Genomic DNA, 16,025 nt, shown 5'->3' on the forward strand with positions numbered 1-16,025 from the left:
GTGCCTGCCTATCTCATCTACAAATTAGATGGGATTGAGACTGTGGGGGCAGTGCCTCTGTGCCTGCCCATCTCATCGCCCATCTAATCAAATCCATCAACCAGATGAAATGGGCAACCAGAGACGGTTGCCCCCACAGATTACAGATGACAGATTGGAGTCACAAATTTGATCCAAAAATCGGATAGAATTTAGACACTTGAGAAACTCAAAATAAGATGATGAATACTGACAGTTTGATCGGACAAATTAAGGATGCCGCCAGCCAATTGGGGGTTCGCAAATTCGACGTTTACGGCGCCACGGTTGAATCGAGCCGCGCCGAGGTGAATCAGGGCGTGCCCAAGCAGGTGAGTGCCTCCAACCGATCGAGCGTGATGGTGCGGGTTTGGAATAGTGACGGGACGGTGGGGGTGACATCCACCACGGACACCACGCCGAAGGGGTTGGAGATGGCGTTGCAGACGGCTTATGAGGCGAGTCGGTTCGGGGCGAAAGAACACGTCCCCGATTTCAGCCCCCTGGCGGCTGCTCCCATCGAAGAAATGGGCGATCGCACCGCATCTCAGGCGCCGATGGATCAATTGGTGGATACCCTGCTGGATGCGGAACGGCGGTTGTTGGACGCCCACCCGGCGATCGTCGGGGTTCCTTACAATGGTTTATCCCAGCGGGATTTGGTGCGATTTTACCTCAACAGCGAGGGGGCGGTGCGGCAGGAAAGTCTGTCCTATTCTTCGGTTTATTTTTACAGCAAAACGGAGGAAGAAGGGAAAAAGCCGCGCAGCGGCGGGGCGTACCGTTTGGGGCGCAGTTTGCAACAGTTGGATATCGAGGGCTGTTGGCAGGAGGCGGCGGAGAAAACTATCAGCCATATCGAGTACGAAAAAATTAAGTCCGGGAAATATTTGGTCCTGTTTTCGCCGGAGGCGTTTTTGAGTATTTTGGGGGCATTTTCTAACCTGTTCAATGCCCAGAGCGTTTTGGACAACCAAAGTCTGTCCACCATCGAATCCATCGGGCAGGCGATCGCATCTCCGCTTCTCTCGGTTAACGATAACGAACTGCACCCCAAAAATATCGCCGCGACGACGTTCGACGGGGAGGGAACGCCGACGGGGAAAGTGCCCCTAATTGAAAAGGGCGTGTTGACGAACTTCCTGCACAGTTCCATCACCGCCCGCCGGATGAACGCCCAGCCTACCGGAAACGCCGGCATCGGGGCGAAAGTTTCGGTGAGTCCGAATTTCTTCTGCGTGGCGCCGGGAAGCGGCGAAAATGGCGATTCTTACAATATTAAAACGGCGGATAATGTGATCTGGATCGACGAATTGCAAGCCCTCCATTCCGGGGTTCAGTCTTTGCAGGGGTCGTTTTCTTTGCCCTTCGACGGCTGGATGATTAAAGGGGGCGATCGCGTCAGTATCGAGTCGGCAACCGTCGCCGGAGATATCAGACAATTGCTCAAATCCATCGTCTGCGTGGAACCGGAAGTTAAACTCACCGACGGCGGGGTTTCTCCCCGGGTTTGGGTGGAAGGATTGTCGATCACCGGAGAGGGATGATATTCACCCAATTTACAGGGGAAATCGCGGCTCTATTCGCGGCACTGTTTTGGGCGATCGCGTCGGTGATTTACGCCCGGGTGGGGACGCAAATTTCCCCCCTGGGTTTGAACCTGATCAAAGGGGGAATCGCGATCGCCCTCTTATTACTCACCATCGCCCTGCAATCGGGGGGCGAACTGCCCGAATTTACTCCCTGGGTTTTCGGCTTACTTCCCCTCAGCGGCATCATCGGTATCGGCATCGGAGATACCGCATTTTTTACAACTTTAAATTGTCTCGGTCCCCGGCGGGCGTTGCTGTTGGAAACCCTCGCCCCTCCCCTGACGGCATTGATCGCGTTTATCTTTCTGGGGGAAAGACTCTCTTTAACGGCGTGGGGGGGAATTTTTCTGACGGTGTTGGGCATCGCCTGGGTGATTACGGAACGGGCGGCGGAAATGGTGGGAATGCCGCTACGATTGACGCGGGGTTTGATTTTCGGCAGCATCGCGGCTTTATCCCAGTCCACGGGGGCGATTTTATCCCATCTGGCACTCACCCAAAGCGGCATCAGCCCCCTGTGGAGTACCTTATTAAGAATTGTGGGCGGCGTGGCGGTGTTGGTTTTAGCCCTGCCGACTCAGCGGTTATCCCCCGCCGCGTTACTCAAACCGTTGCAGTCCCGGCGGGTGTTGGGGATTATTATTTTGGCGACATTTTTCGGCACTTATTTGGGGATTTGGTTGCAGCAAACCGCCCTGAAATTTACCGCCGCCGGTATTGCCCAAACTCTCAATTCGACGAGTCCGCTGTTCGTCTTGCCGATCGCGATAGCAATGGGCGATCGCGTCAGTTGGCGGGCGATTTTGGGGGCGTTGGTGGCGATCGTCGGGGTGGCGATGTTATTTTTGGGTTGAGTAATAAATGTTCCGATTTTTAAAAATTAATTATTCGGGGAGCTTAAATTCATGCGAATTCTGAAAATATTGCAATAAAAATACCAAAATATTTTGGCGAAGAGTGAATGATAAAAGGAGGTGCTGGCACGTTTTTATTAGTCGTCAAATTTAAGATTTAATTCGACCCTACCTTTCCTTTTAATTTCTTCCATAATATCGGGTGGAATATTTTTTAGGCGGTCGATTTCAGCTCGGGTAGTATCGACATAATTTTTTGCACCTTTTTGACTATAAATTTTGATCTCGATCAAGTTTTTTTTGTCATCTAAAATTAGACGAGTTCCTAATATAGACGCTCCATCCTTTTTAAGAATTCTGTGTATCTTTTTTAGATCATCTTCCAGCAAATCAAAATTTAAAGTTTTCTTTTCAAGACTTGCCCATGTTTCGATCTTTGGATAGCCTTGAATTGCTTGAGATATTTGCTCGTGGATATTTTTGATATTATTTAAAAATCGCTGAAATTGATATGCGGATGTTTCTTGAGGTTTTGGCATTGATTAATTTACCTATATCGTTGTTGTTGTCGATCCTTAAGCTCAAGCAATCAAAAACATTACCCCATATTTTCGATTTCTTGAACAATATATTTTTGATTTTTTTATTGAGTTTCCATTTGCATAATTTTTAATTTGGCTCTTTCTTCAAGCTGTTGTCGAAATTCTTCGGGAATATCAGACAATTCTATGATTTCCTTTGTCCTTTCAAGTCTCACCTGATGAGTGTTAATATTCATTACATAAACTTCAGCTTGTTTATAATATCTATTTTTTTCCTTTGTAAAAGAAATTACTGCATCTGTAACTACTTCAAGACCTTGGTTTACAGTATCTAGTATTTGAGCCAATACACGGTCAGCCCAAGCTTTAATTTCATCCCAATAAGAACTAAATCCAGCTCCAAGACTGATTGCAGCGGCAGCAACAAAAGTCCAACTAATCGGATCGATAGCCATGAGTTATTCCTCTCTTAAATTTGAAGTCGAGCTTGTTTCTATCCTAGTCGCATTTGCCAAACTGATTTTTTGGTGATGCAGCTTGATAATTTTGTATTTGTTGATTTCCTCAGAGAGGATAGGCTCGTCAATAACCTGAGCTTTACCAACTAACAATTTTAGACCTAGCTTAATGGTTATATTTCTAATATCACCCCCACATAAACCTTCGCTCATTTCGGTAGCTCTCTCATAACTAATGTTTTTGGGAATATTTTTAGATAAATGAAATTGCCATAGTTGAGTCCGCATTTCTCGATCAGGTACAGGAAATTCTACATTAAATATGATTCTCCTTAAAAAAGCATCATCATAATTTTCAAACAGGTTGGTAGCAAAAACAATCACACCATTAAATTTATCCATCAGGGTCAATAATGTGCTTTTGGCTGAATTGACCCCATAATCGGCGGCTTGAGATAAATTTGAAATTCTTTTACTCAAGACAGCATCAGCTTCATCAAAGAATAATAAACTACGGCTTTTTTCCGATTCTTGGAAAACCTTTGATATATTTTTGGATGTTCCTCCTACCAATTCGGATTCTAGCTCGCCATAGTTCACTTTAATAATGCTCATCTCCAATTGATGAGCAATGGCTTCAGCAGTAATGCTTTTACCCGTACCAGAGGGGCCAAAAAAGTTGATACTCAAACCTTTACCAGTTTTGAGAAACCGATTAAACTCCCATTCTACAAATAACTTATCCCGATTATTTACATAAGCAATCATTTCCTCTATTTGCTCGCGGGTACTTTTTGATAACGCAATTTCATCCAATCTCCACTGCGGTGTCTCGCTCAAACTGCTGGTTTGCTCTTTGCTGCTCGGAGCGGTTTTGTCTTTAACTATTTCATATTCCATGCTTTGAGTTTAATATAGCTTGTTGTCCTATACCCATTACAACAGTAGAGTGCAATGAGGATATCGCCAATTTGAGAGATGCTAGAGCTGACCTAAACCAGAAAATTCCCTCCCGATAGATTGTTCCAGATTTGGAACTCTCAAATCTGCGCGATTTCAATCTTGTGTGAACATAATTTTCTCATCCTCCTTTGCAGCGATGATGAGCTTGACATCGTTATAAAATGTTATATGATGTTATGAAAAGTGTTATAAAATGTCATGTAACATTAGCAAAAGTTACTCGGAAAAGCAGCTATGGAGCTTAATAAAATTTTAAGATTTGCCGATGAAAGGGTGTTTTCTAAAACAGGGAAACATCTAGATGACTTGCAGGAGGCGATCCTCAAAGAAGCTCTGCAAGGAAGGAAATATGCTAAAATCGCTCAAGATCGGGATTGCAGCGAAGGTTATGTGAGAGTCGTGGCATCAGAACTATGGAAAATACTTGCAGATGCATTAGGCGAAGAGGTTAGTAAAGCTAATGTCAGGTCGATACTAGAGAGAGCGATAATTGCTAATAACGCTAATATTTCACCAGTGATTGGGAGAGATCATGTCACGGTTAATAACAATGTAAGTTGTTTTCCCGAACACATGCGATCGCCGGTTTCTGATCTGCCAAAACCAAAACCCCAAGATCAACCTTATCTGGACTTAAGTGACGCGCCGGAAGTTTTGAAATGTTATGGACGTGATGAAGAATTATCTATACTTAAAAGATGGGTCGTAAGTGAAGAAAATGATCCGCGCAATAATGGCAATAATAATTGTGCAAAAATAGTTGCAATTTTAGGCGTTAGTGGTATGGGCAAGACCACTCTAGCTATAAGTCTTGCCGAAGAAATAAAAAGCAACTTTAATTTTATCATATACCGCGACTTGAGCTTTTCCCCGACTTTAGAAACGATTTTAAATCAATTATTAAAAATATTTTCACTGTCATCTAAGATGAATGAAAATCTAGACATCGAAACTAAAATAAGCCGAATTTTGAGCTACTTACGCTACTATCGTTGCCTCATTCTCTTAGATAACGTACAGGAAATTTTCAGTCCCGGTAAATTTGCGGGTCAATACCAATCAGTTTGTCAAGATTATCATTTATTTTTGAAAAAAGTTTCCGAAGTTTATCATCAGAGCTGTTTCATCTTAATTAGTTCGGAGAAACCGAGAGAAATTGCAGAACTAGAACAATTAAATTTGCCAATTTTTACTTTGGTGTTAGATGGTTTGGGAATGGCAGCAAAAGATATTTTTATTTCCCATCAGTTATCCGATCAACAAACATGGGAAAGGTTGATCAATATTTATCAAGGCAACCCGCTCTGGTTAAATATAATCGCCACCCTAATTCGAGAATTGTTTGGTGGTAAAGTTGGTAATTTTTTACAATATGAGATGCCGATTTTGGACGAATCATTATGTTGGCACCTAGAACAACAGTTTCAGCGCTTAAGTGCTCGTGAGGTGGTCATTGTTACTCAACTTTCAAAGGAAACAGAGGCGATCCCCTTATCGGACATTTCAAATCGAGTCAAATTACCTCTTTCCGATTTAATTAATGGAATAAAATCTCTAGTGAGGCGATTTATATTGGAAACCAAACAGCAAGGAGACACGACACTTTTTAGTTTAAATTCAGTCATGGCGCAATATGTTAAAACTAGGCAAGATCTATAAATAGATAGCTGTTGAGCCTTTGACGAAGGCGACGTGGATGTTGGTTCGGGAAAACTGACAGTTCATTTTCTTCTGCAAAAATGACTTCAGAAACCGGGTTTCTATGCCCGATCTCGATGGCAAAACAAACATCCTTCTAGAAACCCGGTTTCTTGCCCCTACCGTAACTCTAGAAACCGGGTTTCTATGCCCGATCTCGATGGCAAAACAAACATCCTTCTAGAAACCCGGTTTCTTATGGGATTTCTCATGTAAAATACTGTAAAAGCCCGGATCGGATCTCCGGGCACGACTCAGGCACGGGGGAAAATCAATCGCACAGTTCAAATTGAGCCAGTTCCTTGGGTAAGCCGGAAGAGTTGGGCACATTCACACCCCGGGGGGCGAGAATGCCAATTCCGTAAACGCAACCCTCTTCGGTGCTGCAGTCCGTCATTCTGAGCGTCAATTCGTAATCGTCGGTGAAGGGGGGTTCAAAAGAAATCACCGACAGGACTTCCTCTTCGGAAGCGAGGACTTCTCCGCTCAGGGTTCTCACTTTCAATTCGACATCGCTGCAATTTTCATCGCAGTAGCCGACAAAGACATATTCAATTGAAGGATCGAGTCGGAGGGTTAACGGGGCGTTAACTCTCGCCGGTCCCTTGCGAACGACGGGCCAAAATGCCAGGTCGAAACCGTCTCTTCCCGCCTCCTCAACCACATCGTTAAGTTTGCAGACGACTGTCCTTTCTTGGTCGGTCAGCTCCCGGGCCACGGCTGTCCCCAGGAATGCAGTACCGAGCAAGAAAATGATTCCGGGTAGAATCAGGTGTTTCCGTTTCATTGATATCCTCTGGGAAGGGATGGTTTTTGAAGCCAATTTGAGAAATATATGGAGGATACCACATTTCGGGGCTTCTGCCGAATCGCGATCGCCCCGATGGAAATTTTTACCACTCCAGGCACAGAGGAACACAGAGAAAGGATGTGTCCTAACCTACTTGCGTACTGCTATAATTGTAGCGCTGTGCTTTTAAAGTTGGGAATTGCTGATGTAGGTTGTCGGATTTCGTTTCCAAACTAGCCGAAAATTAAAAAGAAGAGGAGAGACAAAATCTCTCCTCATTTTTGCGGTTTTAGGCGACTTTTTTGAGGGGTGCGGATTTCCTTTTCTTCATGAATTCGGCGAGTTGGAATTCGATTTGCTGGCGCACCACTTTTCGATAGTCGTAGAAGTGTTCAAAGTGGGCGCACATGATCAGATACAGTTCCACCACGCCGGGGTTTTTACGCATGATATCGAACAGATAAATCCAGAACGTCCAGCGGGTTTTGCGGACGACGCCCTGCCGCCACAGCAGGATCGACAGCGCCCGAATCGTCTTCCATTCCAGGCGTTTGCGGGTGGATTTCGAGTTGCGGGGGGCGCCGATTTTGAGGTAGTAGCGGTGGGTGCGATCGAGGAACGCCTGGGGGTCGTAAAGTTTCCAGAATCCGTCCACATATTCCCGCGCAATCTCTTCAATGGGGCGGGTGGGGACGAAGTTCATCAGAGTCGTTTGGTTGATGTTGGCGCTTTCGTGGGGGTCGATGAGTCGCCCTTCCTTATTGAGGCGGTGCCACAGGGCCGTATTGGGGAGGGCTTGCAACATACTGAACATCGCCACGGGGATGGATGTTGTCTCCACGAAACGGATGATGCGATCGCCCGCCCCCGTTTTTTCCCCGTCGAAACCGATGATAAATCCGGCCATCACCCGCAGTCCGGCGCGGGTAATTTTGTCCACCGAATCGACGAGGGAATCCCGGGTATTCTGATATTTTTTCGTGAGTTCCAAACTGGCTTCGTCCGGGGTTTCAATACCCAGGAACACCGAATAGAAATTCGCCTCCACCATCAGATCCATCAACTCCTGATCTTGGGCGAGATCCACCGATGCTTCCGTCAACATCCGGAACGGATAGTCATTTTTTGCCATCCATTCCTTCATCTCCCGCAACAACAATTTCACGTTGCGTTTGTTGCCGATAAAATTGTCGTCCACCAAAAAGATGCCCTGGGTGAAGCCGAGTTCCACCAGGCGGTCCAGTTCGGCGAGGAATTGGGCGGGGGTTTTGGTGCGAGATTTGCGGCCGTAGAGGACGATGATATCGCAGAATTCGCACTGGAACGGACAGCCCCGGGAAAACTGCAACGCCATCATGTCGTAGGCTTCTTTTTCCAACAACTCGAAGCGGGGGATGGGGGTTGTCGTGACATCCGGTTTTTCGCCATTTTCGGCCCGGAAAATGCCGTGAGTTTCGCCTCGTTCCAGGGCTTCGACGAGCATGGGGAGGGTGATTTCCCCTTCGTCCAACACCAGATAATCGGCGCCCGACGTCCGGGCTTCGTGGGGCAGGGCGGTGGGGTAGGGGCCACCGACGGCGACGGGTTTGCCGCGTTTTTTTGCCTCTTGAATTTGGTCGAGGAAATCTTTTTTCTGCACGATCATGGCAGATAAAATCACCAGATCGGCCCAGTCCCACTCGGCTTCGGTGACGGCCCGGACGTTGCGATCGACGAGTTTAAATTCCCACTCTTGGGGAAGGATGGCGGCGACCGTGATCAAACCCAGGGGGGGCAATAGAGCCTTGCGGTTGACCAAATCCAGGGTTTTTTCAAAAGACCAAAAACTTTGGGGAAAAATGGGGTAAACCAGTAAGACTCTCATGGATTGCACCAAGTAAAGGTCAACGGATTAGATAATCAATTGTAAGCTGTGGTTATGATATAGCGTTTCTCAGGGGAGTGAGGTACGATCCGGGAGTAAAAGTCCCCCTTTTTAAGAGGGATTTAGGGGGATTTTTCAGATCTCATCGGATCGAAAACCGCTATACCAGCCTGCTAAAAATCGGAGAGTTGGGCGATCTCTTCCGCGAGGATATCCACCGTCTGGCGAATTTGCGCTTCGGTGTGGTTGCAGGTGATAAAAAAGCGCAGGCGAGCCGCGTTTTGGGGGACGGAGGGGTAGAACATGAAAGGGACGTTGATGCCCCGGCGGAAGAGATTTTGGGAGAGTTGGACGGAGGCAAGGGAGTCCCCGACGATAATGGGAACGATCGGGGAATCTTTGCTCGTCCCGGTGTTGAAATGGCGTTCTTTGGCCAGGTCGAGAAACAGTCGGGCGCGATCGCGGAGTCGGGCCACCCGCTCGGGTTCGGCTTTCAAAACGCGGATGGACGCCAAAACCGAAGCCGCGTTGGGGGGGGAAATGCCCACGCTGTAGACGAAGCCGGGGGCGGTATATTTCAGGTATTCCACCAAAGCCGCCGAGCCGGCGATGTAGCCGCCGCAACTGGCGAAGGACTTGCTCAGGGTTCCCATCCACAGGTCTACGTCCGCCGGATCGCAGCCGAAATGTTCGCCGATCCCCCGTCCCTGCTTTCCTAACACGCCGATGGAGTGGGCTTCATCTACCATCAGGAAGGTTTTGTACCGCCGCTTCAATTCCACGAACCGGGGCAAGTCGGGGATGTCGCCGTCGGTGCTGTAGATGCCCTCGATCAGGATCAGCACCCGCCGGTAACGGTGGCGACGATCTTTGAGGAGTTGGTGCAGGGTTTGCCAGTCGTTGTGGGGGAAGGCGACGGTGGTGGCGCCCGAGAGCAAACAGCCCTGCAGGAGGCTGTTGTGGCTGAGGGCATCGTGGAGGATCAGGTCATTTTGTCCGAACAGGTGGCCGACGGTGGTGACGTTGGTGGCGTGGCCGCCGACGAAGACGATGCTATCTTCCGCGCCGATAAAATCGGCGATTTCCCGCTCCAATTCCCGGTGGATGGGTTTTTCCCCGGACAGGAGGCGGCTGGCGGAGGCGGAGGTGCCGTAGCGGTCGATCGCCGCCTTGGTGGCTTTAGAGACAGCCGGATCGCCAGACATCCCCAGATAGTTGTAGGTGGCGTAATTGATCAACTCCCGGCCGTTGACGAGGGTGGTACTGCCCGTGATACCGTCCTGGGGGGTAAAGAAAGGAGTTTCGATGCCGAGGGCCGCAATTTCCTGCTGCTGTCGTTTGAGTTTGCGGTACTCCGGATAGAGGTCGAAGCGGTAGTATTCCGGGGGAATGTCCGGCACCGCTTCCCGATCCGCTTTTTGGCGCAGCAGTTCGGCCAGAAGATCCCGTTTTTGTCGGGGTGAAAGGTGGGCGGTGCGATCGGATAAGTTGGCCATTAATGACGTTCCTCTTCAGACAACATGGAATTGAGCAAAGCGTCCACTTCGACATCGGACATCTGGTCGAGTTCTCCGAGTAGCCGTGCGGCTTCTTCCGGACTCAGGGACGGGCCGTCGCCGGCCGCCGCCGCGTCAGGGGAGGTGTCCTCGGCGAGATAATCCGCGATCGCCCCGATCGTCGGGTAGTCCCATAGCAGGGTGGGGGGGAGCCGGCGGCCGAGCATATTTTCCAGATCGCCGGACAAATTCACCGCCTCGATGGAATTGAGGCCGTAATTGGCAAAATCCTCGTCGATGTCGATGTCGTCCGGAAACAATCCCAGGCGATCGGCCAGTTGGGCCCTCAGCCAAGTCTCGATCGCCTCGGCATCGGGCGATCTCCCCGGGGAAATCCCGGACGCTTCGGCCGGATCGCCCATTCGGGAGGGGGGTTCGACATCTTTTCCGTTCCAAGAGTGGTTCAACACTTGCACCATTCACTCCTCCATCACAATTTAGTGCGTCTGACTCGGCAAGATTTCCGGGCTGACTTGACAATCGGCCAGGTCTGGGGGCCTTCAAACCAAATTATGATGGTTATTTTGCCACGAACCCCCCAAAGTAGGAAGGGCGACCGACACCGGATCGGGCGACGGCAACTTCCCCGTCGGAAGTCCGGATTCAGTCTTCCACAACTTCCAGAGTCCCCGCCAGAAAACCGGCCCGACAGGCATGACGTTGGATTTTACCACTCGACGTTTTGGGAATCGTCCCGGGTTTGAGCAGCAGGGTGCTGTACACTTGCAAGTCATGGTTTTGGGAGACGGCGCGGCGGATGGATTGGATCAGATCCTTGGTACTCAGGGAATCTTCGGTGGCCGCGGCCCGCGATCGCTTGAAGGGGGCCGACTCCGCCACCGCCGCCCGCGATCGCCGCTTCCAGTAGTAGCGCTCCACTTCCGCGATCACCACCAGCCGCTCTTCCCCCCCCACGTCCACGGAAAATCCCGCCGCACAACTGGGACGGATCAGGGGGTGACTTTGTTCGACGGTCCACTCGATATCCTGGGGATAATGGTTGCGGCCGTTGATGATGATCACATCCTTCAAACGGCCGGTAATGAACAATTCTCCATTTTCCAAAAAGCCCAGGTCGCCGGTCCGCAAAAACGGCCCTTCCCCCGTCTCCGGCAGGTATTGGCCGAAGGTGGACTCGGTTTCCCCGGGCCGGTTCCAGTAGCCCCGGGCGACGCCGGGTCCGGACACCCAAATTTCCCCCACCCGTCCGGGTTCGCATCTTTCGAGGCTGTGGGGATCGACGATCGCGATGGTTTGGTCCTCTAGGCCCGCGCCGCAACCCACGACGGTGCGGGTGTCGTCCGGATCTCCATTGGCCGCGATCGCCCGGTGCCGTTCCAACTCGGAGGCCCGCAGCGTCTTCAACACGGGGGCGTCAGTTTTCCGCCCCCCCGTCACCAGCAGCGTCGCCTCAGCCATGCCGTAGCAGGGGTAGAAGGCCTCCCGCCGGAAGCCGCAGGGTTCAAAAGTGCGGGCGAACCGCTCTATCACGTCGGCCGAAATGGGTTCGGCGCCGTTGAAGGCCACCTCCCAACTGCTCAGATCCAGGGTGTCCAACTGCTCGGGGGTGACGCGCCGCACGCACAGGTCATAGGCGAAATTGGACCCGCCACTGGTGGTGGCGCGATCGCGGGAGATCGCCTGCAGCCACCGCAGGGGGCGCTGCAGGAACATCAGGGGCGACATCAGGCTGACGGGGAACCCGCCGTACAGGGGTTGGATGATGCCCCCAATTAACCCCATGTCGTGGTAGGGCGGCAGCCAGATCAGGCCCCGGCTTTCGGGGGAGTGGCCGAAGCGGCGGTAAATCCAGGCGGAGTTGTGCAGTAGGTTTTGGTGGGAAATCATCACCCCTTTGGGGACCGATGTGGACCCGGAGGTGTACTGGAGGAAGGCGAGGGCATCGGGTTGCCCGTCCAGAGCTTGATAGCGATCGCCCCAATCCTCGGCTACGGTGTCGGTGGCGACCCACCGCAGGCTTTGCAGCTCGGGAACCCGGGTGAATTGCCGTTGCAGGGCCGGCAGGACGGCGGAGGCGGTGAGGGCGAGGTGGGCGTCCGCGTTCTCCAGGATGGCGAGGATGCGGGATAGGGAGCGGTTCGGCCGGGGCGGGTAGGCCGGGATCGGCACGACACCCCCGTACAGACAGCCGAAAAATGCGGTAATATAATCCGGGCCGGGTTGGTACAGCAGCAGGGCCCGATCGCCCGGTTGGCAGGTGGATTGGAGGTGGGCCGCGATCGCCCGCGCCCGACGCTCCAACTCCCCGTAGGTGAAACTCACGGTTTCGGTTTCTCCATCCACTAAAAAGGTGTAGGCAACTCGGTGGGGTTCATGGATGGCCCGACCCTTTAAAATTTCGATTAACGTTGCTGCATCAAACGGATGTTGGAAAGCAGTCATTCAGTCTTAATGATTGAGTTAGTTAATGTGGAAAAAAATTTTACTGTTCCAGGATAATATAACCTATTTCAATCATTTTGCAACACTTTTATTCGCGTGGGCGACGGGGCGACGATGAACCCGGGGACGGGCGATCGCGGACGTTCCGACCTGGGGAGGTTGACAAAGGTGGGATCGAAGTCGTAAGTTTTCGACCCCATTCTCCGCTTTATTGATGGGCCGTTTCCGGCCGGCGATTGCGGTTGAAAATCTCGTCCAAACGCCGGTTCCATTTCTTCTGGTTGGCGGTTCCGTCCCGGACGTAGGGGGAAATGGAAATCAGCCAGATCAACAGGGAATTGATCCACGACAATGGCAACCCCAGGGGGCGGACGATATCGAGGAACAAAACCACCCGAATGCCGTCGGTTTCGTTCCAGGCTTCGTGGGGAAATGAATCGTCAAAGAGCAGACATTTTCCCTCCTCCCAATGTCGCACTTCATCTTTGACGCGGATGCGACACTTTTCCCGGGGTTCGGGAATTTTCAATCCCAGCAGGCAGCGGATCACACCCTTGAAGGGGCCGCGATGTTCGGGGATGTGCTTTCCGGGCAGTAAAATCGAAAAAAAGGCAGTTTTCAACCCCGGAATACTTTCGATTATACGGGTGGTTTCCGGGCAGCGATCGCAACTTTCCGGGGATTTGACACCGTACCCGTACAGAAAATAAGTTTTCCACAAATTGTCCGTGCTGGTGCTGTAGCCTTGATCCGGCGAAATATCCTGAAAATTGGGCAAATTCTCCTGGTAGGGCAGCAGCCGATCCAATTCTTCCCGAATCAAATGCCAATTCTCCTCCAGCATCGGAACCCACTCAAAATATTCGGGATATTTTTGGGCATCAAAAAAGGGCGTGTTGCCAATTTTAGAAGACTTGGAAATCGCCTTTTCAAAATTCCTTAATATCGGCTCGCCGACTCGATAAATCAAGAAATACCGAAGTCCTTCCCGAATCTTTTTGAACGATAAATCGCGCATCAATTTGACATCTCCTCACTCCGAAATGATTGGGGCTGGCGACCCAAAATCGAACTCCATTTTATCATATTACCCGACAATTATATCGCATCTGCCCGAAGATTGATTTCGAGAAAAGGGGGGCGATCGCATCTCCCCAATTCCGGCGACTCTAAACCTGAGAAGACGCCATATCCTCCCGGCGCACCAGATCCGAAATATTGCTCTCCTCGGACGCATCATATTGCCACCGCCCCACGACATCCAAAGTCCCCTCCAAAAACCGACGCCGGCACATCTGGCGCTGCACCTTGCCGCTGGTGGTTTTGGGCAAACTCCCCGTCTTCAACAACACCACCGCGTAGACATCCGCCAGGTGACGATCCGCGATCGCCTTGCGGATGGCCGCGATCGCCCCTTCCACGTCCGGCTTCCGCAGAAACCGCCGTTCCACCTCCTGGGCAATCACCAACCGTTCCTCCCCCTCCACCTCGATCGCGAAGGCCGCCCCGCAACCCGGGCGCAGGGCCGGATGGCAGGCCTCCACCGTCTGCTCGATGTGCTGGGGATAGTGGTTGCGGCCCCAGAGGATCATCATTTCCTTGATCCGGCCCGTGATGAACAACTCGCCATTTCGGATAAATCCCAGATCCCCCGTCCGCAGAAACGGCCCGCGATCGCCCAATTTCCCCCCGAACGTCCGCTCCGTATCCTCCGGCCGATTCCAGTAGCCCAAACCCACCCCGGCGCCGCGCACCCAAATTTCCCCCACTTCCCCCTCGCCGAGGGGTTGCAGGGTGTCCGGGTCGGCGATCGCGATCTCGTCCCCCAACCAACCCCGGCCGCACCCCACCACCGCCTTAGCCTTGGGGTGATCAGAAGCCACCGGCAGGGCGCGATTTTCCTCCAACGCCGCGCCGTCGAACGTTTCCACAATCGGGGCGTCCGCCTTCGAGCCCCCGGAAATAAATAACGTCGTCTCCGCCATACCGTAACAGGGATAAAACGCCTCCCGACGGAAACCGCAGGGGGCGAAGGTTTGTGCAAATCGATCTAGGGTTTCGGCGCGGATGGGTTCCGCTCCGGAAAACGCCACCTCCCAACTGCTCAAATCCAGGCGATCGCGATCGGAAGCTTTCGCCTGCCGCCACAGCAAGTCATAGGCGAAATTCGGCCCGCCGCTGGTGGTGGCCTTGTAGCGGGAAACCGCCTCCAGCCAGCGCATCGGTTTCTGAATCAGGGCCACCGGCGACATCAGCGTAACCGGAAACGCGCCGTAGAGGGGTTGGACGACTCCGCCGATGAGTCCCATATCGTGGAACAGCGGCAGCCAGATCAGGCCCCGGCTGTTTTCGGTATGTTCAAAACAGTTGTAGATAATGGCGGAATTGTGGAGGACGTTGCCGTGCGTCACCATCACCCCCTTGGGGGTTCCCGTCGAGCCGGAGGTGTACTGGAGGAAGGCGAGGGTATCAGTTTGGATGTCGGGGGGCGTCCAGTCGGCGGCAGAATTGGGGGAGAGGGCGTCCGTGGCGATCCAGGGGATGTTTTCGAGGGAACCCGTCAATTGCGGCTGTTTTTGCAACAATCCCCGCAGGTGGGAGAGCAGGCCCCGGGTGGTGAGGGCGATTTCGGCTTCCGAAGATTGCAGGCGGGCGACGGTTTTTTCCAGTCCTGCAGCCGATCGCGGCGGGTTATCGGTGACGGCGACGACGCCGGCGTAGAGACAGCCGAAAAAGGCGGCGATGAATTCCAACCCGGCCGTGTAGGGGTAGACGACGAGGACGCGGGAACCGGGGGAGACGCGGGCTCTCAGGTGGGCGGCGATCGCCCTGGCCTGCCGGTCTAGTTCCCCGTAAGTCAACCGCCCCGACTCAGTTTCCCCGTCGGCCAAAAACGTATAGGCCAAGCGATCGCCTATTGTTTCGGCGCGATCGCGCAACAGGTCCACGAGTGTCGCATACTGAGTCATCTGGGTCGGCATCTGGCAATCCCTCAACAAAAAATCACACCTGAACCTTGTCCGGGCCGGTTCGTAAAGATTCCCGACCGGCAGGTATTTGTTCCCAACGAGCGCCGGGTACGACTGTACTTATACACCATTTGCCAGCCAAACCGGGAAGAATGAGGCGATCGGCTGTGGGGGCCACCGTCCCCGGTTCCCAGATCCGATTGCCGATCCCCGGTTGCCAGTCCAATAGTCCGGTAGTCCGGTAGGGTGGGTTAGGCGGCTGAAACCCAGGCTGTGATGGCAATCTAGCAATCCGCCGTAACCCACCGTTTAAGGTGT

14 protein-coding genes are annotated in these 16,025 nt (G+C 52.1%); 3 read left to right on the top strand and 11 right to left on the bottom strand.

The annotated features are described in order from the left end of the window. Positions 1 to 218: 218 nt before the first annotated feature. Both AC0QHF_RS08405 and AC0QHF_RS08410 read left to right on the top strand, forming a co-directional pair. A complete protein-coding gene (locus tag AC0QHF_RS08405) occupies positions 219 to 1,565 on the top strand; it encodes a TldD/PmbA family protein (RefSeq protein WP_324703755.1) in 1,347 nt (448 codons plus the stop codon). Further along, positions 1,562 to 2,464 (top strand): DMT family transporter, encoded by a 903-nt coding sequence (locus tag AC0QHF_RS08410; RefSeq protein ID WP_324703756.1) that lies wholly within the window; start codon positions 1,562 to 1,564, stop codon positions 2,462 to 2,464. Before AC0QHF_RS08405 ends, AC0QHF_RS08410 begins: the two co-directional genes overlap by 4 nt. A 137-nt stretch (positions 2,465 to 2,601) precedes the next feature. Here the strand turns inward: AC0QHF_RS08410 and AC0QHF_RS08415 are convergent, their stop codons facing one another. The 3 genes from AC0QHF_RS08415 to AC0QHF_RS08425 form a co-directional block, all read right to left on the bottom strand. After that, positions 2,602 to 3,003, bottom strand: a complete 402-nt coding sequence (locus tag AC0QHF_RS08415) for a hypothetical protein (RefSeq protein WP_324703757.1) — start codon at positions 3,001 to 3,003, stop codon at positions 2,602 to 2,604. Positions 3,004 to 3,107: 104 nt separating this feature from the next. Next, the gene (locus tag AC0QHF_RS08420) at positions 3,108 to 3,461 is read right to left on the bottom strand and encodes a hypothetical protein (RefSeq protein ID WP_324703758.1); all 354 of its coding nucleotides are present in this window, start codon (positions 3,459 to 3,461) and stop codon (positions 3,108 to 3,110) included. A 3-nt stretch (positions 3,462 to 3,464) separates the two neighbouring features. Continuing rightward, complete coding sequence (locus AC0QHF_RS08425) at positions 3,465 to 4,364, bottom strand: ATP-binding protein (protein ID WP_324703759.1); 900 nt, start codon at positions 4,362 to 4,364, stop codon at positions 3,465 to 3,467. Between the two features lie 297 nt (positions 4,365 to 4,661). On the opposite strand from AC0QHF_RS08425, the gene AC0QHF_RS08430 reads away from it, so the two are divergent. After that, complete coding sequence (locus AC0QHF_RS08430) at positions 4,662 to 6,086, top strand: ATP-binding protein (RefSeq protein WP_324703760.1); 1,425 nt, start codon at positions 4,662 to 4,664, stop codon at positions 6,084 to 6,086. Between the two features lie 310 nt (positions 6,087 to 6,396). On the opposite strand, the gene AC0QHF_RS08435 is transcribed toward AC0QHF_RS08430, so the two are convergent. The 8 genes from AC0QHF_RS08435 to AC0QHF_RS08470 form a co-directional block, all read right to left on the bottom strand. Next, positions 6,397 to 6,912, bottom strand: coding sequence for a hypothetical protein (locus AC0QHF_RS08435; protein ID WP_324703761.1), 516 nt, complete (start codon positions 6,910 to 6,912; stop codon positions 6,397 to 6,399). 292 nt (positions 6,913 to 7,204) lie between these two features. Next, positions 7,205 to 8,779 carry a B12-binding domain-containing radical SAM protein gene (locus AC0QHF_RS08440; RefSeq protein ID WP_324703762.1) on the bottom strand — a complete coding sequence of 525 codons (1,575 nt, stop codon included), beginning with the start codon at positions 8,777 to 8,779 and terminating at the stop codon, positions 7,205 to 7,207. A gap of 173 nt (positions 8,780 to 8,952) precedes the next feature. Beyond that, on the bottom strand, positions 8,953 to 10,275 hold the full coding sequence (locus AC0QHF_RS08445) for an aminotransferase class I/II-fold pyridoxal phosphate-dependent enzyme (RefSeq protein ID WP_324703763.1): 1,323 nt from the start codon (positions 10,273 to 10,275) through the stop codon (positions 8,953 to 8,955). Continuing rightward, positions 10,275 to 10,754 carry an acyl carrier protein gene (locus AC0QHF_RS08450; RefSeq protein WP_324703764.1) on the bottom strand — a complete coding sequence of 160 codons (480 nt, stop codon included), beginning with the start codon at positions 10,752 to 10,754 and terminating at the stop codon, positions 10,275 to 10,277. The genes AC0QHF_RS08445 and AC0QHF_RS08450 overlap by 1 nt, the downstream gene beginning before the upstream one ends. A 184-nt stretch (positions 10,755 to 10,938) precedes the next feature. Then, complete coding sequence (locus tag AC0QHF_RS08455; RefSeq protein WP_324703765.1) at positions 10,939 to 12,738, bottom strand: fatty acyl-AMP ligase; 1,800 nt, start codon at positions 12,736 to 12,738, stop codon at positions 10,939 to 10,941. A gap of 68 nt (positions 12,739 to 12,806) precedes the next feature. Beyond that, positions 12,807 to 12,938: a hypothetical protein gene (locus AC0QHF_RS08460; protein WP_324703766.1), complete on the bottom strand. Its 132-nt coding sequence runs from the start codon at positions 12,936 to 12,938 to the stop codon at positions 12,807 to 12,809. Positions 12,939 to 12,946: 8 nt separating this feature from the next. Then, entirely contained in the window at positions 12,947 to 13,756 is an 810-nt protein-coding gene (locus AC0QHF_RS08465) for an aspartyl/asparaginyl beta-hydroxylase domain-containing protein (RefSeq protein ID WP_324703767.1), read from the bottom strand. Between the two features lie 151 nt (positions 13,757 to 13,907). Then, complete coding sequence (locus tag AC0QHF_RS08470) at positions 13,908 to 15,719, bottom strand: fatty acyl-AMP ligase (RefSeq protein ID WP_324703768.1); 1,812 nt, start codon at positions 15,717 to 15,719, stop codon at positions 13,908 to 13,910. Positions 15,720 to 16,025: the final 306 nt, after the last annotated feature.

This window comes from Lyngbya sp. CCY1209, assembly GCF_055795065.1.

Coding starts and splice junctions, on each gene's coding strand:
- AC0QHF_RS08405 (WP_324703755.1), top strand. CDS start 219: ATGATGAATACTGACAGTTTGATCGGACAAATTAAGGATGCCGCCAGC.
- AC0QHF_RS08410 (WP_324703756.1), top strand. CDS start 1,562: ATGATATTCACCCAATTTACAGGGGAAATCGCGGCTCTATTCGCGGCA.
- AC0QHF_RS08415 (WP_324703757.1), bottom strand. CDS start 3,003: ATGCCAAAACCTCAAGAAACATCCGCATATCAATTTCAGCGATTTTTA.
- AC0QHF_RS08420 (WP_324703758.1), bottom strand. CDS start 3,461: ATGGCTATCGATCCGATTAGTTGGACTTTTGTTGCTGCCGCTGCAATC.
- AC0QHF_RS08425 (WP_324703759.1), bottom strand. CDS start 4,364: ATGGAATATGAAATAGTTAAAGACAAAACCGCTCCGAGCAGCAAAGAG.
- AC0QHF_RS08430 (WP_324703760.1), top strand. CDS start 4,662: ATGGAGCTTAATAAAATTTTAAGATTTGCCGATGAAAGGGTGTTTTCT.
- AC0QHF_RS08435 (WP_324703761.1), bottom strand. CDS start 6,912: ATGAAACGGAAACACCTGATTCTACCCGGAATCATTTTCTTGCTCGGT.
- AC0QHF_RS08440 (WP_324703762.1), bottom strand. CDS start 8,779: ATGAGAGTCTTACTGGTTTACCCCATTTTTCCCCAAAGTTTTTGGTCT.
- AC0QHF_RS08445 (WP_324703763.1), bottom strand. CDS start 10,275: ATGGCCAACTTATCCGATCGCACCGCCCACCTTTCACCCCGACAAAAA.
- AC0QHF_RS08450 (WP_324703764.1), bottom strand. CDS start 10,754: ATGGTGCAAGTGTTGAACCACTCTTGGAACGGAAAAGATGTCGAACCC.
- AC0QHF_RS08455 (WP_324703765.1), bottom strand. CDS start 12,738: ATGACTGCTTTCCAACATCCGTTTGATGCAGCAACGTTAATCGAAATT.
- AC0QHF_RS08460 (WP_324703766.1), bottom strand. CDS start 12,938: ATGGGGTCGAAAACTTACGACTTCGATCCCACCTTTGTCAACCTCCCC.
- AC0QHF_RS08465 (WP_324703767.1), bottom strand. CDS start 13,756: ATGCGCGATTTATCGTTCAAAAAGATTCGGGAAGGACTTCGGTATTTC.
- AC0QHF_RS08470 (WP_324703768.1), bottom strand. CDS start 15,719: ATGCCGACCCAGATGACTCAGTATGCGACACTCGTGGACCTGTTGCGC.